At 66.1% G+C, this 17,687-nt stretch carries 19 protein-coding genes; 12 read left to right on the forward strand and 7 right to left on the reverse strand.

Going from position 1 to position 17,687, the window contains the following annotated elements; genetic code table 11:
* Window positions 1-53: 53 nt before the first annotated feature.
* The 4 genes from WFK61_RS14570 to WFK61_RS14585 all read right to left on the reverse strand — a co-directional run bounded on the left by WFK61_RS14570 (window position 54) and on the right by WFK61_RS14585 (window position 2,194).
* Entirely contained in the window at window positions 54-392 is a 339-nt protein-coding gene (locus tag WFK61_RS14570; RefSeq protein ID WP_336812789.1) for a hypothetical protein, read from the reverse strand.
* Window positions 393-1,039: 647 nt separating this feature from the next.
* Window positions 1,040-1,318 carry a hypothetical protein gene (locus WFK61_RS14575; protein WP_336812791.1) on the reverse strand — a complete coding sequence of 93 codons (279 nt, stop codon included), beginning with the start codon at window positions 1,316-1,318 and terminating at the stop codon, window positions 1,040-1,042.
* Between the two features lie 70 nt (window positions 1,319-1,388).
* The gene (locus tag WFK61_RS14580; protein ID WP_336812793.1) at window positions 1,389-1,652 is read right to left on the reverse strand and encodes a hypothetical protein; all 264 of its coding nucleotides are present in this window, start codon (window positions 1,650-1,652) and stop codon (window positions 1,389-1,391) included.
* Between the two features lie 254 nt (window positions 1,653-1,906).
* Complete coding sequence (locus WFK61_RS14585; protein WP_336812795.1) at window positions 1,907-2,194, reverse strand: hypothetical protein; 288 nt, start codon at window positions 2,192-2,194, stop codon at window positions 1,907-1,909.
* Between the two features lie 160 nt (window positions 2,195-2,354).
* Between WFK61_RS14585 and WFK61_RS14590 the strand changes: the two genes are divergently transcribed.
* Window positions 2,355-3,113 carry a helix-turn-helix transcriptional regulator gene (locus WFK61_RS14590; RefSeq protein WP_336812796.1) on the forward strand — a complete coding sequence of 253 codons (759 nt, stop codon included), beginning with the start codon at window positions 2,355-2,357 and terminating at the stop codon, window positions 3,111-3,113.
* A 6-nt stretch (window positions 3,114-3,119) separates the two neighbouring features.
* On the opposite strand, the gene purN is transcribed toward WFK61_RS14590, so the two are convergent.
* Both purN and purM read right to left on the reverse strand, forming a co-directional pair.
* Entirely contained in the window at window positions 3,120-3,743 is a 624-nt protein-coding gene (gene purN, locus WFK61_RS14595) for a phosphoribosylglycinamide formyltransferase (RefSeq protein WP_336812798.1), read from the reverse strand.
* Window positions 3,740-4,813: a phosphoribosylformylglycinamidine cyclo-ligase gene (gene purM, locus WFK61_RS14600; RefSeq protein WP_336812800.1), complete on the reverse strand. Its 1,074-nt coding sequence runs from the start codon at window positions 4,811-4,813 to the stop codon at window positions 3,740-3,742. The genes purN and purM overlap by 4 nt, the downstream gene beginning before the upstream one ends.
* Before the next feature lie 108 nt (window positions 4,814-4,921).
* Between purM and WFK61_RS14605 the strand changes: the two genes are divergently transcribed.
* The 8 genes from WFK61_RS14605 (at window position 4,922) to ppx (ending at window position 12,274) form a co-directional block, all read left to right on the forward strand.
* Window positions 4,922-5,266, forward strand: coding sequence for a BrnT family toxin (locus WFK61_RS14605; protein ID WP_336812802.1), 345 nt, complete (start codon window positions 4,922-4,924; stop codon window positions 5,264-5,266).
* Entirely contained in the window at window positions 5,242-5,589 is a 348-nt protein-coding gene (locus WFK61_RS14610; RefSeq protein ID WP_336812804.1) for a helix-turn-helix domain-containing protein, read from the forward strand. The genes WFK61_RS14605 and WFK61_RS14610 overlap by 25 nt, the downstream gene beginning before the upstream one ends.
* Window positions 5,590-5,629: 40 nt before the next feature.
* Window positions 5,630-6,160, forward strand: coding sequence for a CDP-alcohol phosphatidyltransferase family protein (locus tag WFK61_RS14615; protein WP_336812806.1), 531 nt, complete (start codon window positions 5,630-5,632; stop codon window positions 6,158-6,160).
* A gap of 92 nt (window positions 6,161-6,252) precedes the next feature.
* Window positions 6,253-7,362 (forward strand): AI-2E family transporter, encoded by a 1,110-nt coding sequence (locus WFK61_RS14620; protein WP_336812808.1) that lies wholly within the window; start codon window positions 6,253-6,255, stop codon window positions 7,360-7,362.
* 7 nt (window positions 7,363-7,369) lie between these two features.
* Entirely contained in the window at window positions 7,370-8,068 is a 699-nt protein-coding gene (locus tag WFK61_RS14625; RefSeq protein WP_336812810.1) for a P-loop NTPase family protein, read from the forward strand.
* Between the two features lie 34 nt (window positions 8,069-8,102).
* Window positions 8,103-8,462: a gamma-glutamylcyclotransferase family protein gene (locus WFK61_RS14630; protein ID WP_336812812.1), complete on the forward strand. Its 360-nt coding sequence runs from the start codon at window positions 8,103-8,105 to the stop codon at window positions 8,460-8,462.
* Between the two features lie 106 nt (window positions 8,463-8,568).
* On the forward strand, window positions 8,569-10,764 hold the full coding sequence (locus WFK61_RS14635; protein WP_336812814.1) for an RNA degradosome polyphosphate kinase: 2,196 nt from the start codon (window positions 8,569-8,571) through the stop codon (window positions 10,762-10,764).
* Window positions 10,700-12,274: an exopolyphosphatase gene (gene ppx / locus WFK61_RS14640; protein WP_336812815.1), complete on the forward strand. Its 1,575-nt coding sequence runs from the start codon at window positions 10,700-10,702 to the stop codon at window positions 12,272-12,274. Before WFK61_RS14635 ends, ppx begins: the two co-directional genes overlap by 65 nt.
* 174 nt (window positions 12,275-12,448) lie before the next feature.
* Here the strand turns inward: ppx and metC are convergent, their stop codons facing one another.
* Window positions 12,449-13,639: a cystathionine beta-lyase gene (gene metC, locus WFK61_RS14645; protein WP_336812817.1), complete on the reverse strand. Its 1,191-nt coding sequence runs from the start codon at window positions 13,637-13,639 to the stop codon at window positions 12,449-12,451.
* A gap of 265 nt (window positions 13,640-13,904) precedes the next feature.
* Between metC and WFK61_RS14650 the strand changes: the two genes are divergently transcribed.
* From WFK61_RS14650 to WFK61_RS14660, 3 genes are all read left to right on the forward strand, one after another.
* Window positions 13,905-14,927 (forward strand): amino acid ABC transporter substrate-binding protein, encoded by a 1,023-nt coding sequence (locus WFK61_RS14650; protein ID WP_336812819.1) that lies wholly within the window; start codon window positions 13,905-13,907, stop codon window positions 14,925-14,927.
* Between the two features lie 160 nt (window positions 14,928-15,087).
* Complete coding sequence (locus WFK61_RS14655) at window positions 15,088-16,113, forward strand: amino acid ABC transporter substrate-binding protein (protein WP_336812821.1); 1,026 nt, start codon at window positions 15,088-15,090, stop codon at window positions 16,111-16,113.
* A 370-nt stretch (window positions 16,114-16,483) separates the two neighbouring features.
* Window positions 16,484-17,680 carry an amino acid ABC transporter permease gene (locus WFK61_RS14660; RefSeq protein ID WP_336812823.1) on the forward strand — a complete coding sequence of 399 codons (1,197 nt, stop codon included), beginning with the start codon at window positions 16,484-16,486 and terminating at the stop codon, window positions 17,678-17,680.
* Window positions 17,681-17,687: the final 7 nt, after the last annotated feature.

Below are 17,687 nucleotides of genomic sequence, written 5' to 3' on the forward strand. Positions count from 1 at the left end.
CCCGCCCGTCTGAAACCAGAACGGACAGTCTCACCGAAACCGGCTCAAGGGGGTCAAAGTTGGACGCCGATCCCCCGCCTCAAGGGGTCAAACTTGCACGCCGAAACACAGGTTGCCTCACCGGCACCATTGCCGGGTTGGCCGAGAAGGGCTTGAAGACCCAACTCAAGGGCGGCTGCATGCCGCATCGCTACCTTCGAGCGTTGCCGGAGGCCCGCCCGTTCTGCGATTGTGGTATTGACCGAGAGTGTTCGCGCCGCCGACCACAGCTTTGCTGCGTCGCGGATCAGCGCATCGCGCATCAACGCAAGATGTTCACAAGCCTCCCCAACGGGCAGCGCTTGAAGATCAAGCTTTTCGCTGACCGTAGCCTTGGGAACAATTTGAACCATCTCACGATCCTCTCGTCTAGGTTGAGCTTAGCGCTTGGTTAAGAGCTAAACCTTCCGGGTGGTCACGAGCCTGTTGAGATACGGCGGCTCTACTTCTTTGAGGGCTGCCTCCGTGAGCTTCCCAAAGCTCTCGTAAGGCCCTCGCCACCGCCGGGGATTGGCCTGCTCGGGCAGGAACCATTGCTTCCCCGTGGCCGGGTCCAGGTAGACCCTTATTGATCGTTGCGCGGACGCCATTGCGGCATCGGGTGGCCGTTCTTCACGGCGTGGGCCGAGAGCGTTATGCGGCAGCCCGTTGGCGTCTGAACGATGATGGTTTCACTCATGGTGGTTCCCCTAGGTGTTTCGGCTGATGCGTCCGGTGAGGGCGCATGAGGCGGGACATCTGGCGGGAGGCGGGAGGAGCCATCGGGACGGCTTGACCAGCGGCCCCTCCCTTCGCCGCCGCTAAAGTCGCGGGGCGCTAAGGTCTCTCATCCAAGCGGGGTTCGATCACATGACAGCCTCCTCCATTGGCGCTGGGCTGGGTTGCCGTCCCTGAGGCCCATTCCTGCGCTGGGGTCTCTTGGTGGTCGGCCGGCACGCGGCTTCCCATTCCTATGGATAGGCAGATAATCCTATCCGTTGTCCGATTGAGTCAGGAGCCGTCAGCGCCGAGGCCGACGCTTGATGACCTTGAGGCGGTAGCCATAGGGTTCGGCTTCAAGCTCCCGCTTTAGGTCCGCGTATTCTTCCGGCTTGGCTGGTCGGGTGCAGGACAGGACCCAGCCCCAAGAGCATTCGCCGTGCTGGCCCACGTGGGCGTAGGAGCCTGGGTTGCGCGTCCCGTCGCCATCTTCGAGAGGGAACACGGCGGTTACCTCGCGGTCCCCCTTGGTGATGGTCGCGCGGAACATCACGGGCGTGAACTCGGTGTCCTGCGTCATCGCGGCATGCTCCCCATGGCGAGCCAGAGGCGGCCCCAGGTGACGGCGTAATGGGCGAGGAAGAGCGGGGTCATCGTGCCAGACCCCCATGAAAGTCCCGCCACGCGGCTTCGGTGTAAGGCCCCTCGTCGGGCTGGAAGCTTTTGCCCGGTGCGACGAAGCGGAGCGTTTCGCGGTCCCACGTGGTGATGCAGAACTCCTCCCGCTTGGCGCCGCCTTGGCACTGCCACGAGACGGAGCGGTCGGCCTCAACGCGGGTCTTGGGCTCAAGGCTCAAGAGCCACGAGGACCCGTCCTTGCGGATGCAGATGATGTAGTGCTGGGCGGTGGCCATGGATCAGCCCTCCGCCTTGGAGATGGCTGCGGAGAGCTGCCTAATATGGCCAGCGCCCATCGGCACCTCCGCGAGGAGCCGCTTGCAAACGGCCAAAAGCTCCGCGCTTGCTGCCATCACGAGGGCGTTTGCCTCATGGTCCACTGCTCCATCCCAGCTATTCATGGATGCGAGCCAATAGTTCTCGGGAACTGAGCGGATTGTTTTGGTGGCTGCCTCGTAGCGCCACGGTCCAACATGGGCTGCCATAGCGCTCACCTCGCCGCCTTGAGGCCGACCGCAGCGATACCCGCCACGGCATGGGCCATCGCGTCACCCGGCAGGGCGAACAGCTCGGGTCCGGCAACCTGCTTGACCAGCCGGCCGCTCTTGTAGAGCTTCACGATGGCCGCGAACTGCTCGCCCTTGCGTTCCACCACAGGCTTGGCCGTGTAGATGGTCGTGAGGCGCTTGGTGACCGAGAAGGAGACCGTGAGGCGGCCCACCTTGAGGAACCGGAGGCCCCCGACCTTGCGGTAGGTGATGTTGAGGATGTTCGCCATGGTTTGACCCCTTGGCGGTGTGCCCTCATCCTGACAGACTGCTGACAGAAGCTGTCAGCGCGGCTGAGCCATTCTGCCGCAGGTCCACATCGTGATCCGTTCGATCCCGCGATCGAACGGCATGGCTGTTGGGCCGGGAGACGAGTGGGGAGACGCCGCCGTGCAGCGCGCTGAACGATTGCTCGACATGATTCAGAGCCTGCGTCGCCGCAGGCGCCCCGTGACTGCCGAGACGCTGGCCTCCGAGCTCGATGTCTCCGTGCGCACGGTCTATCGCGACATCGGTGCGCTGGTCCGCCAAGGCGTGCCGGTCCGTGGCGAGGCCGGCATCGGCTATGTGCTCGATGCGGGCTTCGACCTGCCGCCGCTGATGCTCTCGCCCGACGAGATCGAGGCCGTGCTGGTCGGCATGCGCTGGCTGAGCGAGCGGGCCGACCCAGTGCTGGCGCGCGCTGCCGAGGATGTGGTCAGCAAGGTCGCGGCGGTGCTGCCGCCGCATCTGCGGCCGATCCTGCTCGATGGGGCCCTGTTCGCGGCCTCCCATCCCGGCGACGTGCCGGCCGATCAGGTCGATGTCGGGGCCGTGCGCGCCGCCATCCGCAACGGCCGCAAGCTCTCGATCCAGTACAGCGACGAGAGCGGCCATGCGACGCAGCGCATGATCTGGCCGATCGGCATGACCTTCTACGAGCGCGTGCGCATCGTCATCGCCTGGTGCGAGCTGCGGCAGGCCTTCCGCCATTTCCGCACCGACCGCATCACCGGCCTCGTCGCGCTGGAGGAGCGCTATCCCGCTCGCCGCGCCGACCTCTTCCGCCGCTGGCAGAAGGAAGAGGAGCGCGCGAAGGAGGAATGGGAGCGCTGCAAGCGCGAGGGTGGCGGAATGCCGGCAAGCGCCGAGGGCAGCGTCGCGGCCTGAAGGTTTTTAGCCGCGGATGACCGCGCTGCCTTCCAGCTTCGCGCGGCCGGAGGCGACCTCAGCCAGTGCCGCCGGATAGAGCTTGTGCTCCTCGACGAGAACGCGCTTCGCCAGCGTCTCCTCGTCGTCGCTGGGCAGAACCGGCACTTTCGCCTGCAGGATCACCGGCCCGGCATCGAGCTCCGGCACGACGAAATGCACCGAGCAGCCATGTTCGGTGGCGCCAGCTTCCAGCGCCTGGCGGTGCGTATGCGTGCCCTTGAACAAGGGCAGCAGCGAGGGGTGGATATTGATCATCCGCCCTTCCCAGCGCGCCACGAACCAGGGCGTCAGGATGCGCATGAAACCGGCCAGTACGAGCAGGTCGATCTGGTTGACCCGCAGCACGTCATCGACCGCGCGCTCGAAGGCTTCGCGGTCCTTGCCGAAGGGGCGGTGATCGACCGTTGCCGTGGCGATGCCGAAGCCGCGTGCCCGGTCGAGCCCGGCGACATCGGGAATATTCGAGATGACGAGCGCGATCTCGGCCGGATAGCCCGGCGCCTGCGCCGCTTCCGCCAGCGAAACCATGTTGGAGCCGCGCCCGGAGATCAGCACCCCGACGCGCTTGCGGGGAAGGGCGGCGCTCACAGCGAGAGCTTGCCGCGATAGCTGACCTGCTCCTCGCCGCCGGCAACCGGCACGATCTCGCCGAGCTTCACCGGCGCCTCGCCTGCGGCCTTCAGAGCGGCGAGAACCTCATCCGCCTTGCTGGCCTCGGCCGCGACGATCATGCCGATGCCGCAGTTGAAGGTGCGCAGCATTTCGCGCTCGGCCACGCCGCCGACCTTGGCGAGCCAGCCGAACACGGCCGGAACCGGGATGGCGGGGAGATCGAGTGCGACGCCGAGTCCCTCGGGCAGCACGCGCGGGATATTGTCGGGGAAGCCGCCGCCGGTGATATGCGCCAGCGCCTTGATGCCGTCGGTCGCCTTCAGCGCCTGGAGGAGCGGCTTCACATAGATGCGGGTCGGCTCCAGCAGCGCTTCGGCGAGGCTCTTGCCCGGAGCGAAGGGAGCGGGCGCATCCCAGCCGAGGCCGCTGACCTCGACGATGCGGCGCACCAGCGAGTAGCCGTTCGAATGCACGCCGGAGGAGGGCAGGCCGAAGACCACGTCGCCGGGCTTCAGGTCCTCGCGCGGCAGCAGCGTGCCGCGCTCGGCGGCGCCGACGGCGAAGCCGGCGAGGTCGTAATCCTTCTCGGCGTACATGCCGGGCATCTCGGCGGTCTCGCCGCCGATCAGGGCGCAGCCGGCCTGGCGGCAGCCATCGGCGATGCCGCGCACGATTTCGACGCCGACCTTCGGGTCGAGCTTGCCGGTGGCATAATAGTCGAGGAAGAGCAGGGGCTCGGCGCCCTGCACGATCAGGTCGTTGACGCACATCGCGACGAGGTCGATGCCGATCGTCGAATGCAGCCCGCTTTCGATCGCGATCTTCACCTTGGTGCCGACGCCGTCATTGGCCGCGACCAGGATCGGGTCGCTGAAGCCGGCGGCCTTGAGGTCGAACAGCCCGCCGAAGCCGCCGATCTCGGCGTCCGCGCCCGGCCGGCGCGTCGCGCGGACCAGCGGCTTGATCTCGTCGACCATGGCATTGCCGGCGTCGATATCGACACCTGCCTGCGCATAGGTCAGTCCGTTTGCGCCGGGCTTGCTCATTGCGTTTCGCCTTCCTTCTGCTCGCGCGAGCGATAGGCAAGCACGCCCGCGCTGGCAAGGCGTTTGGCTGGTTTTGCAAGGTATTTGGTCGCATGGCCACGGAAGCCGATGGCGGCCCGCGTCGAACGCGGTCGTGCTTCATTGACCAGACTGCGCTTGAAGCGTAGTCTGCCATCGATGGAATTCGAGTGGGACGACGCGAAATCCAAGGCCAACTATGCCGGGCGCGGCTTCGGCTTCGATTTTGCCGCGCTTATTTTCGAAGGCCCGACGCTGGAGGCTCCGGATCTCCGCACGGATTACGGAGAGCGCCGCATTCAGGCTATCGGCGAGGCTGAGGGTTTTGTTCTGGTGGTGGTCTACACGGATCGGCCGCCGGTCCGCCGGATCATCTCGGCCCGTCTCGCCAATCGGAAGGAGCGTGCCCTATGGCAAGCATTCGCAAGTCGCTAGCGGATATCAAGGCTGCCCGGCCTGTGATCGACCGCGCCCGAATGGCTGCGACCGCCGAGAACGAGATTCTGCTGCACGCGGAAGAGGACGGTCAGCGGCCGGATGATGAATCTGCTGGCTATGCGCCGGTTTTGCCGGTTCAGGTCGTGCGCAAGCAACTCGGGATGACGCAGGAGCAGTTTGCGGCCGCGCTTCATATCCCCTTGCCGACGCTGCGCAATTGGGAGCAGGGGCGAACGCTCCCCGATCCGGCGGCGCGGGCGCTGCTGACGATCGTGGCGAAGGAGCCCGAGGCTGCCCTGCGCGCATTGAAGGTGGCATAGCTGCCGGCAAGCCGATCCGCGACGTGCAAGGCTACCCGCCATGACGATCCCCAACCTGATCACCATCGGCCGCCTGTTCCTAGTGCCGCTGGTCATCGTCATGATCATCAACGCGAACTGGGATGCGGCCTTCATCCTCTTCGTGGTGGCCGGCATCTCGGACGCGGTCGACGGCTTCCTCGCCAAGCGCTGCGGCATGGCGAGCGAGCTGGGAGCATGGCTCGATCCCGTCGCCGACAAGGCGCTGATCGTTTCGATCTACATCACGCTTGCCGTGGTCGGCGCGATCCCGGTCTGGCTCGTCGTGCTCGTCGTCGCGCGCGATCTCATGATCGTGGCGGCGGTGATCCTGTCCTGGCTGCTCGATAAGCCGCTGACGATCGCGCCCATCGTCGTCAGCAAGCTGAATACCGCCGCCCAGATCGGCTTCGCCGCGCTTGCGCTGGGCTCACGCGCCTTCGGCATCGAGCTCGGCTCGTTCGCGCTGGCCTGTGAACTCCTCGTCGCTCTGTTGACGGTCGCCTCGATGACGGCCTATCTCGCCTTCTGGCTGCGCCATATGGCGGGTTGACGGGGCTTTGTCCGCATGGCGGCTTGGAACCGCAGGTCCCGATGCACATTTCACAGGTCCTGCCGGCAGTAAGACGCAAGAGAGGCTGATCGATGACGTTGCAACGCCAGATCGGCTTCTGGGTCGGCTCCCTTCTCGTCTTCGTCCTGTTTCTGGTGGTGCTGCGCGACGTGCTGCTGCCCTTCATCGCGGCGCTGGCGCTCGCCTATCTGCTCGATCCGCTCGCCGACAGGCTGGAGCGGATGGGCATGAGCCGGATGGTGGCGACGATCGTCATTCTCGTCGTCTTCCTGCTCATCTTCGTGCTGGCGCTGGTGCTGCTGGCGCCGCTGCTCGGCCAGCAGCTTGCCGGCCTTGTCGCCCGCCTGCCGGGCGATGCCGCCAAGCTTCAGGCGCTGGTGCTGGAGAAGGGCACGCCCTGGCTCGAGCGCTTCGGCGCCACCGAACTCACCAAGGACGCGCAGAGCTCGCTCGGCAATCTGGTCGGCGACGGCATGAAATGGGTCGGCGGCCTGCTGCAATCGCTCTGGAGCGGCGGTACCGCCATCGTCGGCGTGTTCTCGCTGCTGGTGCTGACGCCGGTCATCGCCTTCTATCTGCTGGTCGACTGGGATCGCATGGTCGCGACCGTCGATAGCTGGCTGCCGCTCGATCATCGCGACACCATTCGCTGCCTGCTGCACGAGATGGACATGGCGATCGCCGGCTTCCTGCGCGGACAGGCGCTGGTCTGCGTGCTGCTCGGCGGCTTCTACGCCATCGGTCTCAGCGTCATCGGCGTCAATTTCGGCGCGCTGATCGGCATCATCTCGGGCTTCCTCTCCTTCATCCCCTATGTCGGCTCGCTGACCGGGCTCGTGCTCTCGGTCGGCGTCGCGACGGTACAGTTCTGGCCGGACTGGACCTGGCCGCTGGCGACGCTCGGCGTCTTCTTCGCCGGGCAGTTCCTGGAGGGGAACATCTTCCAGCCCAAATTCGTCGGCGATTCCATCGGCGTGCATCCGGTCTGGCTGATGTTCGCGCTGCTCGCCTTCGGCTCGCTGTTCGGCTTCGTCGGCCTGCTGCTGGCGGTGCCGCTCGCTGCCGTCATCGGCGTGCTCTGCCGCTTCGCGCTGCGGCAATATCTCGCCAGCAACCTCTACCACGGTGGCGACGCCACCCGTGCTGCGGCGGCGAAGGCGCGCATCGGCACCGACGCCTGAGCCCGTGATGTCTGAAGTTCCCCCGCGTCCGCGCCAGCTCGCCTTCGACCTGCCGGTCGACAGCCGCCATGGCGTCGAGGATTTCCTGGTCGGCGCCTCCAACGAGGCGGCCTATGGCCTGATCGAGCGCTGGCCGGCCTGGCCCGAGGCCTGGTTGCGCCTGACCGGCCCGGAAGGCGCCGGCAAGACCCATCTCGCCGCGATCTGGGCGCGGGCCGCCCATGCCTGGACGATTCCCGCGAGCGAGCTGAGCGAAGCGCAGGTGCCGCATCTGGTCTCCGGCGGCGCATTGGTGGTCGAGGATTGCGATGCGGGCACCCTCGACGAGCGCGCGCTCTTTCACCTGATGAACGCGATGAAGGCGCGCGGCGGCTTCCTGCTGCTGACGGCGCGAAGCGCGCCCGATCTCTGGGGCCTGAGCGTGCCGGATCTGCTCTCACGGCTCCGGCTCGCTCCGGCCGCGACGATCGAGCCGCCGGATGACGGGCTGCTGCGGGCGCTGCTGGTCAAGCTCTTCATCGACCGCCAGCTCGTGGTCGACATCGCCGTGATCGACGCTCTCGCCATGCGGATGGAGCGCTCCTTCGCCGCTGCGCGGCAGGTGGTCGACCGGCTCGACCGGCTCGCGCTCGAACGTGGCCGGCGCGTGACGCGGCCGCTGGTGCAGGAGGCGCTGGCGGAACTGTTTCCGGAGGAGCCGGGTTGACCGGCGTCTGACCATGACGGAAGGGCAGGGCGGAATGAGCGAAGACGCTGCGGATATCTGGCTGTTCTCCTATGGCACGCTGCGCCAGAAGAACGTCCAGCTCGCCACGTTCGGGCGCGAGCTCGAAGGCCGGGAAGATGCGCTGGTCGGATTTGCCCGCAGCATGATCGCGATCACCGACCCCGACGTGGTCGCGACGAGCGGCGAGACGCATCATCCGATCGTCGCCCGCACCGGCAACCCGGCGGACGAGGTCGATGGCACGGTCTTCCGCATCACCGCGGCGGAGCTGGCCGCTGCCGATTCCTACGAGGTTTCGGATTACAGGCGCATCGCGGTCAGGCTGAAATCGGGCAACGAGGCCTTCGTCTATGTCCGCGCCGCAGATGCGTGATCGCCATGGCGCAGGCTGAATCATGTCGCTTGTCATCGAACCGTCGCACTAGAATGGCTTCAACGGCAGCATGAGCGGAAAGACGACCAGGACGCGAGTGAAGCGCATGACCCTCGACACCGTGATCGACGAGCCGGAGAAGCTTTCCAGCGAGGCTGACGCGGCGCCTCTGCGCCATCAGCCGGAGCGCTTCATGAACCGCGAGCTGTCCTGGCTCCAGTTCAACCGCCGCGTCATGGAGGAGGCCTCGAATCGCAGCCACCCGCTGCTGGAGCAGCTGCGCTTCCTCTCGATCTCCGCCAACAACCTCGACGAATTCTTCATGGTCCGCGTCTCCGGCCTGCGCGAGCAGCTCAAGGCCGGCGTCGTCACGCGCAGCCAGGATGGGCTGACGCCGGCCGGCCAGCTCGTCGCCATCGGCGAGGCGGTCGCGGCCCTGACCGCCGATCAGCAAGCACGCTGGGCGGAGCTGCGCCACGATCTGCACGAGAACCGCATCCACCTGCTGCAGCCGGCCGATATCGGCCCGCAGGACCGGATCTGGCTGGAGGATTACTTCCTCAACTACATCTTCCCGGTGCTGACGCCGCTGGCGATCGACCCGGCGCATCCGTTCCCCTTCATCCCCAATCTCGGCTTCACCATCGCCCTGGCGCTGGAGCGCAAGCATGACGGCCGCCAGCTCGACGCGCTGATCCGCGTCCCCACCAAGATCGACCGCTTCATCGAATTGCCCGATCTGGCGCGCGAGGGCTTGCATCGCTTCATCGCGCTCGACGACGCGGTCTCGCTGTTCATCAGCAAGCTCTTCCCGGGTTACGAGGTGAAGGGCGCCGGCTCCTTCCGCATCATCCGCGACTCCGATCTCGACATCGAGGAGGAGGCGGAGGACCTCGTCCGCGTCTTCGAGACCATGCTGAAGCAGCGCCGCCTCGGCGTCGTCATCCGGCTCGAACTCTCGACCGGCATGCCCGACCACCTGCGTCGGATGATCGTGCGCGAGCTCAAGGTCGACAGCGACGAGGTCGTGGAGGTCAACGGCATGATCGGCCTGAACGAGCTTTCGCAGCTCGTCGGCGTCGATCGGCCGGACCTGAAGTTCAAACCCTACAACGCCCGCTTCCCGGAGCGCATCCGCGAGCATGGCGGCGACTGCTTCGCCGCGATCCGCCAGAAGGACCTGCTCGTCCACCACCCCTATGAGAGCTTCGACGTCGTCGTGCAGTTCCTGCAGCAGGCGGCGCGCGACCCCAATGTCGTCGCGATCAAGCAGACGCTCTACCGCACCTCGGCCAACTCCCCGATCGTCAAGGCTCTGACCGAAGCGGCCGAGGCCGGCAAGTCGGTCACCGCGCTGGTCGAGCTCAAGGCCCGCTTCGACGAAGAGGCGAATATCCGCTGGGCCAAGGAGATGGAGCGCGCTGGCGTACAGGTCGTCTACGGCTTCATCGAACTCAAGACCCACGCCAAGCTGTCACTCGTCGTGCGCCGCGAGGCCGGCCAGCTCGTCAGCTACTGCCATATCGCGACCGGCAACTACCACCCGATCACGGCACGCATCTATACCGACGTCTCCTTCTTCACCGCCGATCCCGTGCTGTCGCAGGATGTCGCCCGCGTCTTCAATTTCATCACCGGCTACGCCGAGCCCGCCGGGCTGGAGCGCATGGCGGTCTCGCCGACCAGCCTGAAGCAGCGCCTGCTCGACGACATCGCCGAGGAGGTCGCCCATGTGAAGGCCGGCCGCAAGGGCGCGATCTGGGGCAAGTGCAACTCGCTGGTCGACCCCGAGATCATCGACGCGCTCTATGACGCCAGCCAGGCCGGCGTCGAGATCGATTTCGTCGTGCGCGGCATCTGCTGCCTCAGGCCCGGCGTGCCCGGCCTCTCCGAGAACATCCGGGTCAAGTCGATCATCGGCCGCTTCCTGGAGCACACCCGTATCTACGCCTTCGGCGCCGGCCATGGCATGCCGTCGCCCAAGGCCAAGATCTACATTTCCTCGGCCGATCTGATGCCGCGCAATCTCGATCGCCGCGTCGAGGCGCTGACCCCGATCCTGAACCCGACTGTGCATCAGCAGTTGCTGGACCAGATCATGCTGGCCAACCTGCTCGACAACGAGCAGAGCTGGACGATATTGCCCGATGGCGGTTCGCGCCGCATTGTCCCCGCGCCGAACGAAGAGCCGTTCAACGCGCATAAGTACTTCATGACGAACCCGAGTCTGTCCGGACGTGGAAAATCGCTCTCCAATTCAAGTCCCCGCTCCCTCTCGCGCCGAGGGGGACGTAAGGCCTGAGCTCCGGCATGCGCCGGGGCGGCTCGCGCTGTCCCACACCATCGCCATCGTCGATATCGGCTCGAACTCGGTCCGTCTCGTCGTCTACGAGATGCTGGCGCGTGCGCCCTCGCAGGTCTTCAACGAGAAGGAGATGGCGGGGCTCGGCCGGCAGGTCGCCTCGACCGGCCGGCTCGCCGACGATGCCATCGCCAAGGCGATCAACGCGCTGGTGCGCTTCCGCATCCTTTGCGAAGCGATGCATGTCGGCGAGATCCGCGTCATCGCCACCGCCGCGGCGCGCTATGCGAGCAATGGCCCTGAGTTCATCGCCCGCGCAGAGGAAGCGATCGGCCAGCCGATCGAATTGATCTCGGGCGGGCGCGAGGCGGTGCTTTCCGGCCTCGGCGTGATCTCGGGCTTCGATAATCCCGATGGCGTGGTCGGCGACCTCGGCGGCGGCAGCCTGGAGCTGATCTCCGTCAAGGACGGCGCGGTGGGGCAGGGCGCCAGCGTCCCGCTCGGTGGTCTCGCCCTGCTCGATCGCTCGAAGGGCTCGCTCAAGGCGGCCGAGAAGATCGTCAAGGACGAGCTCGACAAGCTGCCGCAGCTCGCAGCGATGAAGGGCCGCGACTTCTACGCCGTCGGCGGCACCTGGCGCGCGTTGGCCACACTCCATCAGCACCGCGCGGCCTATCCGCTGAACGTGATGCACGGCTATTCCGTGCCGACGCGCGACGTGGCCGATTTCGTCAAGCTGGTCGAGCGGGCCGACGTCTCGGTGCTCGACGCGATCGATTCCGTATCCTCGGCCCGCCGTCCGCTCCTGGCCTATGGCGCGCTGGTGCTCGACGAGCTGATCAAGCGCGGCCGGCCGCGCGAGATCATCATCTCGGCACAGGGCGTGCGCGAGGGCCTGCTGCACGAGCAGCTTTCGCCGGAGGAGCAGAGCGCCGACCCGCTGATGCAGGCCGCGCGCGACTACAACCTGCTGCGTGCCCGCGACCCGCGCCATGCGGCCGAGCTGATCAACTGGACCCGCGGCATTCTGGAAACGGCCGGCCTGCCGCAGGACGAGCCCTCGGGCCGGATGATCGAGACGGTCTGCCTGCTTTCCGATATCGGCTGGCGCGCCCATCCCGACTATCGCGGCGAGCAGAGCATGAACGTCATCGCCCATGCCTATTTCACCGGCATCGACCATGTCGGCCGGGCCTTCCTGGCGCTGACGATCTTCCATCGCTATGCCGGGATGAAGGCGAGTTCGCCGGCCGCGGCCGGGCTCAAGACCCTGCTCTCGCCTATGGTGCTGGCGCGGGCCATGCTGATCGCGGCGATCTTCCGCGTCGCCTATCTGCTCTCGGCCGGCATGTCCGGCATTCTGCCGCGCATTCCGGCTTCCTGCGTCGACAACCGCCTGCTTCTGCGCTTCCCCGACGACCTCGCGGCGCTGGCGAGCGAGCGCGTCGAAGGGCGGCTCAAGCAGCTCGCGAAGCTGCTCGGCCGCGATTTCGAGATCGGCAAGCTCTGAGGTCTGTCAACATTCGATCACCCAACCCTTGTCATTCCGGGGCGCGCCGCAGGCGCGAACCCGGAACCCACGACGGGGTGAGACGCGGAGTGTTCGGTTGCGAGCGGCTCGCCCGGTCGTGGGTTCCGGGTTCTTCGCTCCGCGAAGCCCCGGAAGGACAAAGCGCGTGCTGGCTCACCCCACCGCGCGCAGGCGAGCGAAGCCGGCGTCGAGATCGGCCTTGAGGTCCTCGAGGTCCTCGAGGCCGATATGGATGCGGATCGTCGGCCCCTTGAAGTCCGGCTTCGTCGCCGTGCGGTAGTCCTTGCAGTCGAAGGGCAGGACCAGGCTCTCATAGCCGCCCCACGAGGCGCCGATGCCGAACAGCGCGAGCCCGTCCAGCATCGCGCCGACGGCCTTCATCGAGACCGGCTTCAGTTCGAAGGTGAAGAGCGAGGAGGCGCCGGTGAAGTCGCGCTTCCAGATCTCGTGCCCCGGCGCGCCCGGCAAGGCGGGGTGCAGGACGCGCGCAACCTCGGAGCGCCCCTGCAGCCATTCGGCCATGGCGAGGCCGGCCGGCATCTGCTCCTTCAGGCGGATCGCCATCGTGCGCATGCCGCGTAGCGTCAGGAACGCGTCTTCCGGGGCGACGATGAGGCCGAGCTGGCCCCAGGCCGCGCGCAGCTTCTTGTAGAGTTCCGGCGTGCGGGCCGAGACGGTGCCGATCAGCACGTCCGAATGGGCGGCGTAATACTTGGTGCCGGCCTGCACGGAGAGATCGACGCCGAAGCCATGGGCGTCGAAGAACATCGGCGTCGCCCAGGTATTGTCCATCGCAACGAAAATGTCGCGCTCGCGGGCGGCGGCGACGATCGCCGGGATGTCCTGCATCTCGAAGGTCTGCGAGCCCGGCGCCTCGGTCCAGACGGCCCTGGTGTTCGGCTTGAACTGCTTGGCGATGTCGGCGCCGATGAGCGGATCGTAATAGGTCACCTCGACGCCCATCCGCTTCAGGAAGGTGTCGCAGAAGATCCGCGTCGGCCGGTAGACGCTGTCCGTCACCAGAACGTGATCGCCGGAGGACAGCAGGGTCAGGAAGGCGAGCGTGCAGGCCATCAGCCCCGACGGCGTCACGACCACGCCGGCGCCGCCCTCGATCGTGTTGCAGGCGGCAATCAGGGCGTCGATCGTCGGGTTGCCATCCGTGCCGTAGGTGTAGCGCGCCTTGCGGACCAGGAAGTCCTCGGTGTTCGGATAGACGACCGTCGAGCCTCGTACGATAGGCGGATTGACAAAGCCGTAGCTGTCGGTCGGGTCGCGGCCGGCGAGTGCCAGGCGCGTGCGCTCGCCGAGGCGCGCAAATTCAGGCGAAGTCAGCTTTTTCATGGAACGGCACGGCCAGAAATAGGGAAAATCATGGTCAGGCTTGACCACTCCCCACAAACTCGCATGTGATGTATGCAGGGAACAAGGGGCGGCTCATGCGTATGGCGGTTGCTTGACGCTCATGAGTCGCTCTGGCAATCGACGCAAGGATATGGGGACGCCGCGCGAAAGCGGGATCAACCGAGTGGCGAAAATGCCGCCGGCGGCGGGACCAGGAATATCTGCCGGCATCAGCCGGATAACGGGGTCCAACGGGAGAGTACCGATGAAAAAGTTTGTTGCAGCCGCCCTTGCGGCAGGGATCGGCATGGCGCTGTCCGCGAGCGGGGCCTCGGCTCAGGCCACGCTGGCGCAGGTCAAGCAGCGCGGCATCCTGAATTGCGGCTCGAACACCGGCCTCGCCGGCTTCGGCGTGCCGGATGCGCAGGGCAACTGGAAGGGTCTCGACGTCGATCTGTGCCGCGCCATCTCGGCCACGATCTTCAACGATCCCAACAAGGTGAAGTTCATCCCGCTTTCGGCCAAGGATCGCTTCACCGCGCTCCAGTCGGGCGAAGTCGACGTGCTCGTCCGCAACTCGACCTGGACGATGACGCGCGACGCCTCGCTCGGCCTGCTCTTTACCGGCGTGAACTATTATGACGGCCAGGGCTTCCTGGTTCGCAAGAAGCTCGGCGTGAACTCGGCGCTGCAGCTCAACGGCGCCTCGGTCTGCACCCAGCAGGGCACCACGACCGAGCTCAACCTGGCCGACTACTTCCGCGCCAACAACCTCAAGTACGAAGTCGTCGCCTTCGCGACCTCGGACGAGACGGTCAAGGCTTACGACGCCGGCCGCTGCGACGCCTTCACCACCGACGCCTCGGGCCTCTATGCCGAGCGCCTGAAGCTGGCGAACCCCGACGAGCATCTCGTCCTGCCCGAGATCATCTCGAAGGAGCCGCTCGGCCCGTCCGTCCGCAACAACGATCCGCAGTGGTTCAACCTGGTGAAGTGGACCCATTTCGCCATGCTGAACGCCGAGGAACTCGGCGTGACCCAGGCGAATGTCGAGCAGCAGCTCAAGTCCGACAACCCGGAGATCAAGCGTCTGCTCGGCACCGAGGGCAAGTTCGGCGAGCAGGTCGGCCTGACGCCGGACTGGGTCGTCCGCATCGTCAAGCACGTCGGCAATTACGGCGAATCCTTCGAGCGTAACGTGGGCCAGGGCTCGCTGCTCAAGATCGCCCGCGGCCAGAACGGCCTGTGGACCAAGGGCGGCCTGCAATACGCCCCGCCGGTTCGCTGAGAAGTTGCGGGGCGCCGGTCAGACCGGCGCCCCGTTTCCGTTTCGCGTACGCGCCTTGTGGCGGCTTGAGTCGCTGAAGCGCGGAGTCTGAGTGTTCGATTGCCGCACGGTGCCGTCGCTGCTGTCGTCCAGGGCCTGTTCCGCCATGGGAAAAGCAAGGATGCCGCCCCTCTGCGCGATGGCTTTCGCCGCTCTGGCGAGCCTCGCGCCGGTTAGCGGGCGAGCCGCTCCGGAAGGCGGCCTGCTGGAGCAGGTGAAGCATCGCGGGGCTGTCGTCTGCGGCGTGGCGCCCTCGCTGGCCGGCTTCTCGGTCCCTGACAGGGACGGGCGCTGGACCGGCTTCGATGTCGATCTCTGCCGGGCGGTCGCCGCGGCGATCTTCGACGACCCCGAGAAGGTGAAGTTCGTTCCGCTGCTGTCGAAGGACCGTTTCACGGCGCTCCAGACCGGCGATGTCGATCTTCTCTCGCGAACCTCGACCTGGTCGATGGCGCGCGACACCGCGCTCGGCCTCAACTTCACCGGCATCAATTTCTACGGCGGCGAGGGCTTCATGGTCCGCGCCAGGCTTGGCCTCACCTCGGCCTTGCAGCTTTCCGGCGCCTCCGTCTGCACCGAGCAGGGCACCACGACCGAGCTCAATGTCGCCGATTTCTTCCGCGGCCACGGGCTGAAATACGAGATCGTCACGTTCAAGGGCAGCGACGAGACCGTCGATGCCTATACCAGCGGCCGCTGCGACGCCTATGCCTATGACCGGGCCGGCCTCGCGATCCAGCGGATGAAGCTTTCGGCGCCGCAGGAGCACGTCATCCTCCCGGAGACGATCTCCAAGGAGCCGCTCGGCCCCGCCGTGCGCCATGGCGACGATCAATGGTTCGATCTGGTCAAATGGACGCTCTTCGCCATGGTGAATGCCGAGGAGCTGGGAGTTGACCGAGGCAATGTCGAGGCGATGCGCTCCTCGGAGCGGCCTGATATCCGGCGCCTGCTCGGAATCGAGGGCGCTTTCGGCGAAGCGATGGGGCTCAATCGCGATTGGGCCTATCGCATTCTGCGTCATGTCGGCAATTATGGTGAATCTTTCGAGAGAAACCTCGGTCGGGACTCGCCTCTGAGGATCGAACGTGGCCAGAATGCGCTGTGGACTCGGGGTGGCCTGCAATACGCTCCTCCGATCCGCTGAAGGAAGCCGGAGCTAAATCCGGTGCGAAAATGAAACAGGGCCGCAAGGCCCTGCGCGAGACGAAGGAAACGACGCAAGGTTCGGGCTGCTTGGCCCGGGACTTGCTCACAAGCCGAGAGCGGGACAAACCCGCTCCGAACAGGGGAACCGCATGAAGATATGCTTTGCGTCGGCGGTTGCCGGCGCCGGATACCTGTCTCAGCGTATGACGCGGGCCGGGATCGGGGGCTGAAAAGAGGGGCGTGCGGCTTTCCGGCCGGGCGCCGCTCGCAAGACCAGAACAGTGGCACGGACAACAAGACGACCGCGGCGCAACCGCACCGCCGCAGGATCGCCGGCTACGACAAGCGAAACAAAAAGGGCGTGACAGGTGTCGAGCATTCCCAGCGAACAGGTATCACCCGGCAAGGCGTCGTTGTTCTACGACCCTAAGATCCGGGGCTATGTCTATCAGATCGCTCTGGTGGCGGTCGTCGCCTTCCTGATCTGGTCGGCGGCATCGAACGCGATCGAGAACCTGCGTGCGCAGAAGATCGCCTCCGGCTTCGGGTTTTGGCACAACGCCGCCGGCTTCGACATCAACCAGAAGCTGATCCCGTTCTCCGCCTCGGGCGGCTCGACCTATGGCGACGCCTTCATCGTCGGCCTTCTGAATACCTTGCTGGTTGCCGGGCTCGGCATCATCCTGGCGACGTTCCTCGGCTTCTTCGTCGGCGTCGCCCGCCTCTCGAACAACTGGGTCATCTCGAAGCTCGCGATGATCTATGTCGAGGTCATCCGCAACGTCCCGCTGCTGCTCCAGCTCTTCTTCTGGTACAACGCGGTGCTGAAGCCGCTGCCGAACCCGCGCGATTCGATCAAGCTCCCGACCGGCGCCCTGCTCAACAACCGCGGCCTCTACCTTCCCGATCCGCAGCTCGGGCCCGGCGGCAGCCTGATCGTCTGGGCCTTCCTGATCGGCCTCGTCGCCACCTTCGTCTTCCGTCACTGGGCCCGCAAGCAGCAGGCGGCGACCGGCCGGCAATATCCGATCGGCTGGGTCGCGCTCGGCCTGATCGTGGTCGTGCCGTTGCTGGTCTATTTCGTCACCGGGCGGCCGGTCTCCTTCATCTATCCGGAGCTTGCCGGCTTCAACCTGCGTGGCGGCATCCAGATCTTCCCCGAGTTCGTCGCGCTGCTGATCGGCCTGACGACCTATACGGCCGGCTTCATCGCCGAGGTCGTGCGCGCCGGCATCCTCGCTGTCTCTAAGGGCCAGAGCGAGGCGGCCCATGCGCTGGGCCTGCGCAGCGGGCCGACACTGAAGCTCGTCGTCATCCCGCAGGCGATGCGCGTCATCATCCCGCCGCTGACCTCCAACTACCTCAACCTGACCAAGAACTCGTCGCTGGCGGTCGCGATCGGCTATCCCGATCTCGTCCAGGTCTTCACCGGCACGGTGCTGAACCAGACCGGCCAGGCGGTCGAGGTCGTGGCGATCACGATGGCGGTCTATCTGACGATCTCGCTGGTGACCTCGCTGTTCATGAACATCTACAACAAGCGCATGGCGCTGGTGGAACGGTGAGGGCCGC

Source organism: Allobosea sp. MMO-172, from assembly GCF_037147855.1.
In the GTDB taxonomy this organism is placed as follows: Bacteria; Pseudomonadota; Alphaproteobacteria; order Rhizobiales; family Beijerinckiaceae; genus Allobosea.

Bases quoted from the DNA above. Each gene is read 5' to 3' on its own strand.
- WFK61_RS14635 (WP_336812814.1), top strand. From the start codon at position 8,569: ATGACCCTCGACACCGTGATCGACGAGCCGGAGAAGCTTTCCAGCGAG.
- WFK61_RS14610 (WP_336812804.1), top strand. From the start codon at position 5,242: ATGGCAAGCATTCGCAAGTCGCTAGCGGATATCAAGGCTGCCCGGCCT.
- purM (WP_336812800.1), bottom strand. From the start codon at position 4,813: ATGAGCAAGCCCGGCGCAAACGGACTGACCTATGCGCAGGCAGGTGTC.
- metC (WP_336812817.1), bottom strand. From the start codon at position 13,639: ATGAAAAAGCTGACTTCGCCTGAATTTGCGCGCCTCGGCGAGCGCACG.
- WFK61_RS14605 (WP_336812802.1), top strand. From the start codon at position 4,922: ATGGCGGCCCGCGTCGAACGCGGTCGTGCTTCATTGACCAGACTGCGC.
- WFK61_RS14625 (WP_336812810.1), top strand. From the start codon at position 7,370: ATGTCTGAAGTTCCCCCGCGTCCGCGCCAGCTCGCCTTCGACCTGCCG.
- WFK61_RS14585 (WP_336812795.1), bottom strand. From the start codon at position 2,194: ATGGCGAACATCCTCAACATCACCTACCGCAAGGTCGGGGGCCTCCGG.
- WFK61_RS14650 (WP_336812819.1), top strand. From the start codon at position 13,905: ATGAAAAAGTTTGTTGCAGCCGCCCTTGCGGCAGGGATCGGCATGGCG.
- WFK61_RS14575 (WP_336812791.1), bottom strand. From the start codon at position 1,318: ATGACGCAGGACACCGAGTTCACGCCCGTGATGTTCCGCGCGACCATC.
- WFK61_RS14615 (WP_336812806.1), top strand. From the start codon at position 5,630: ATGACGATCCCCAACCTGATCACCATCGGCCGCCTGTTCCTAGTGCCG.
- WFK61_RS14570 (WP_336812789.1), bottom strand. From the start codon at position 392: ATGGTTCAAATTGTTCCCAAGGCTACGGTCAGCGAAAAGCTTGATCTT.
- WFK61_RS14620 (WP_336812808.1), top strand. From the start codon at position 6,253: ATGACGTTGCAACGCCAGATCGGCTTCTGGGTCGGCTCCCTTCTCGTC.
- WFK61_RS14655 (WP_336812821.1), top strand. From the start codon at position 15,088: ATGCCGCCCCTCTGCGCGATGGCTTTCGCCGCTCTGGCGAGCCTCGCG.
- WFK61_RS14630 (WP_336812812.1), top strand. From the start codon at position 8,103: ATGAGCGAAGACGCTGCGGATATCTGGCTGTTCTCCTATGGCACGCTG.
- WFK61_RS14580 (WP_336812793.1), bottom strand. From the start codon at position 1,652: ATGGCCACCGCCCAGCACTACATCATCTGCATCCGCAAGGACGGGTCC.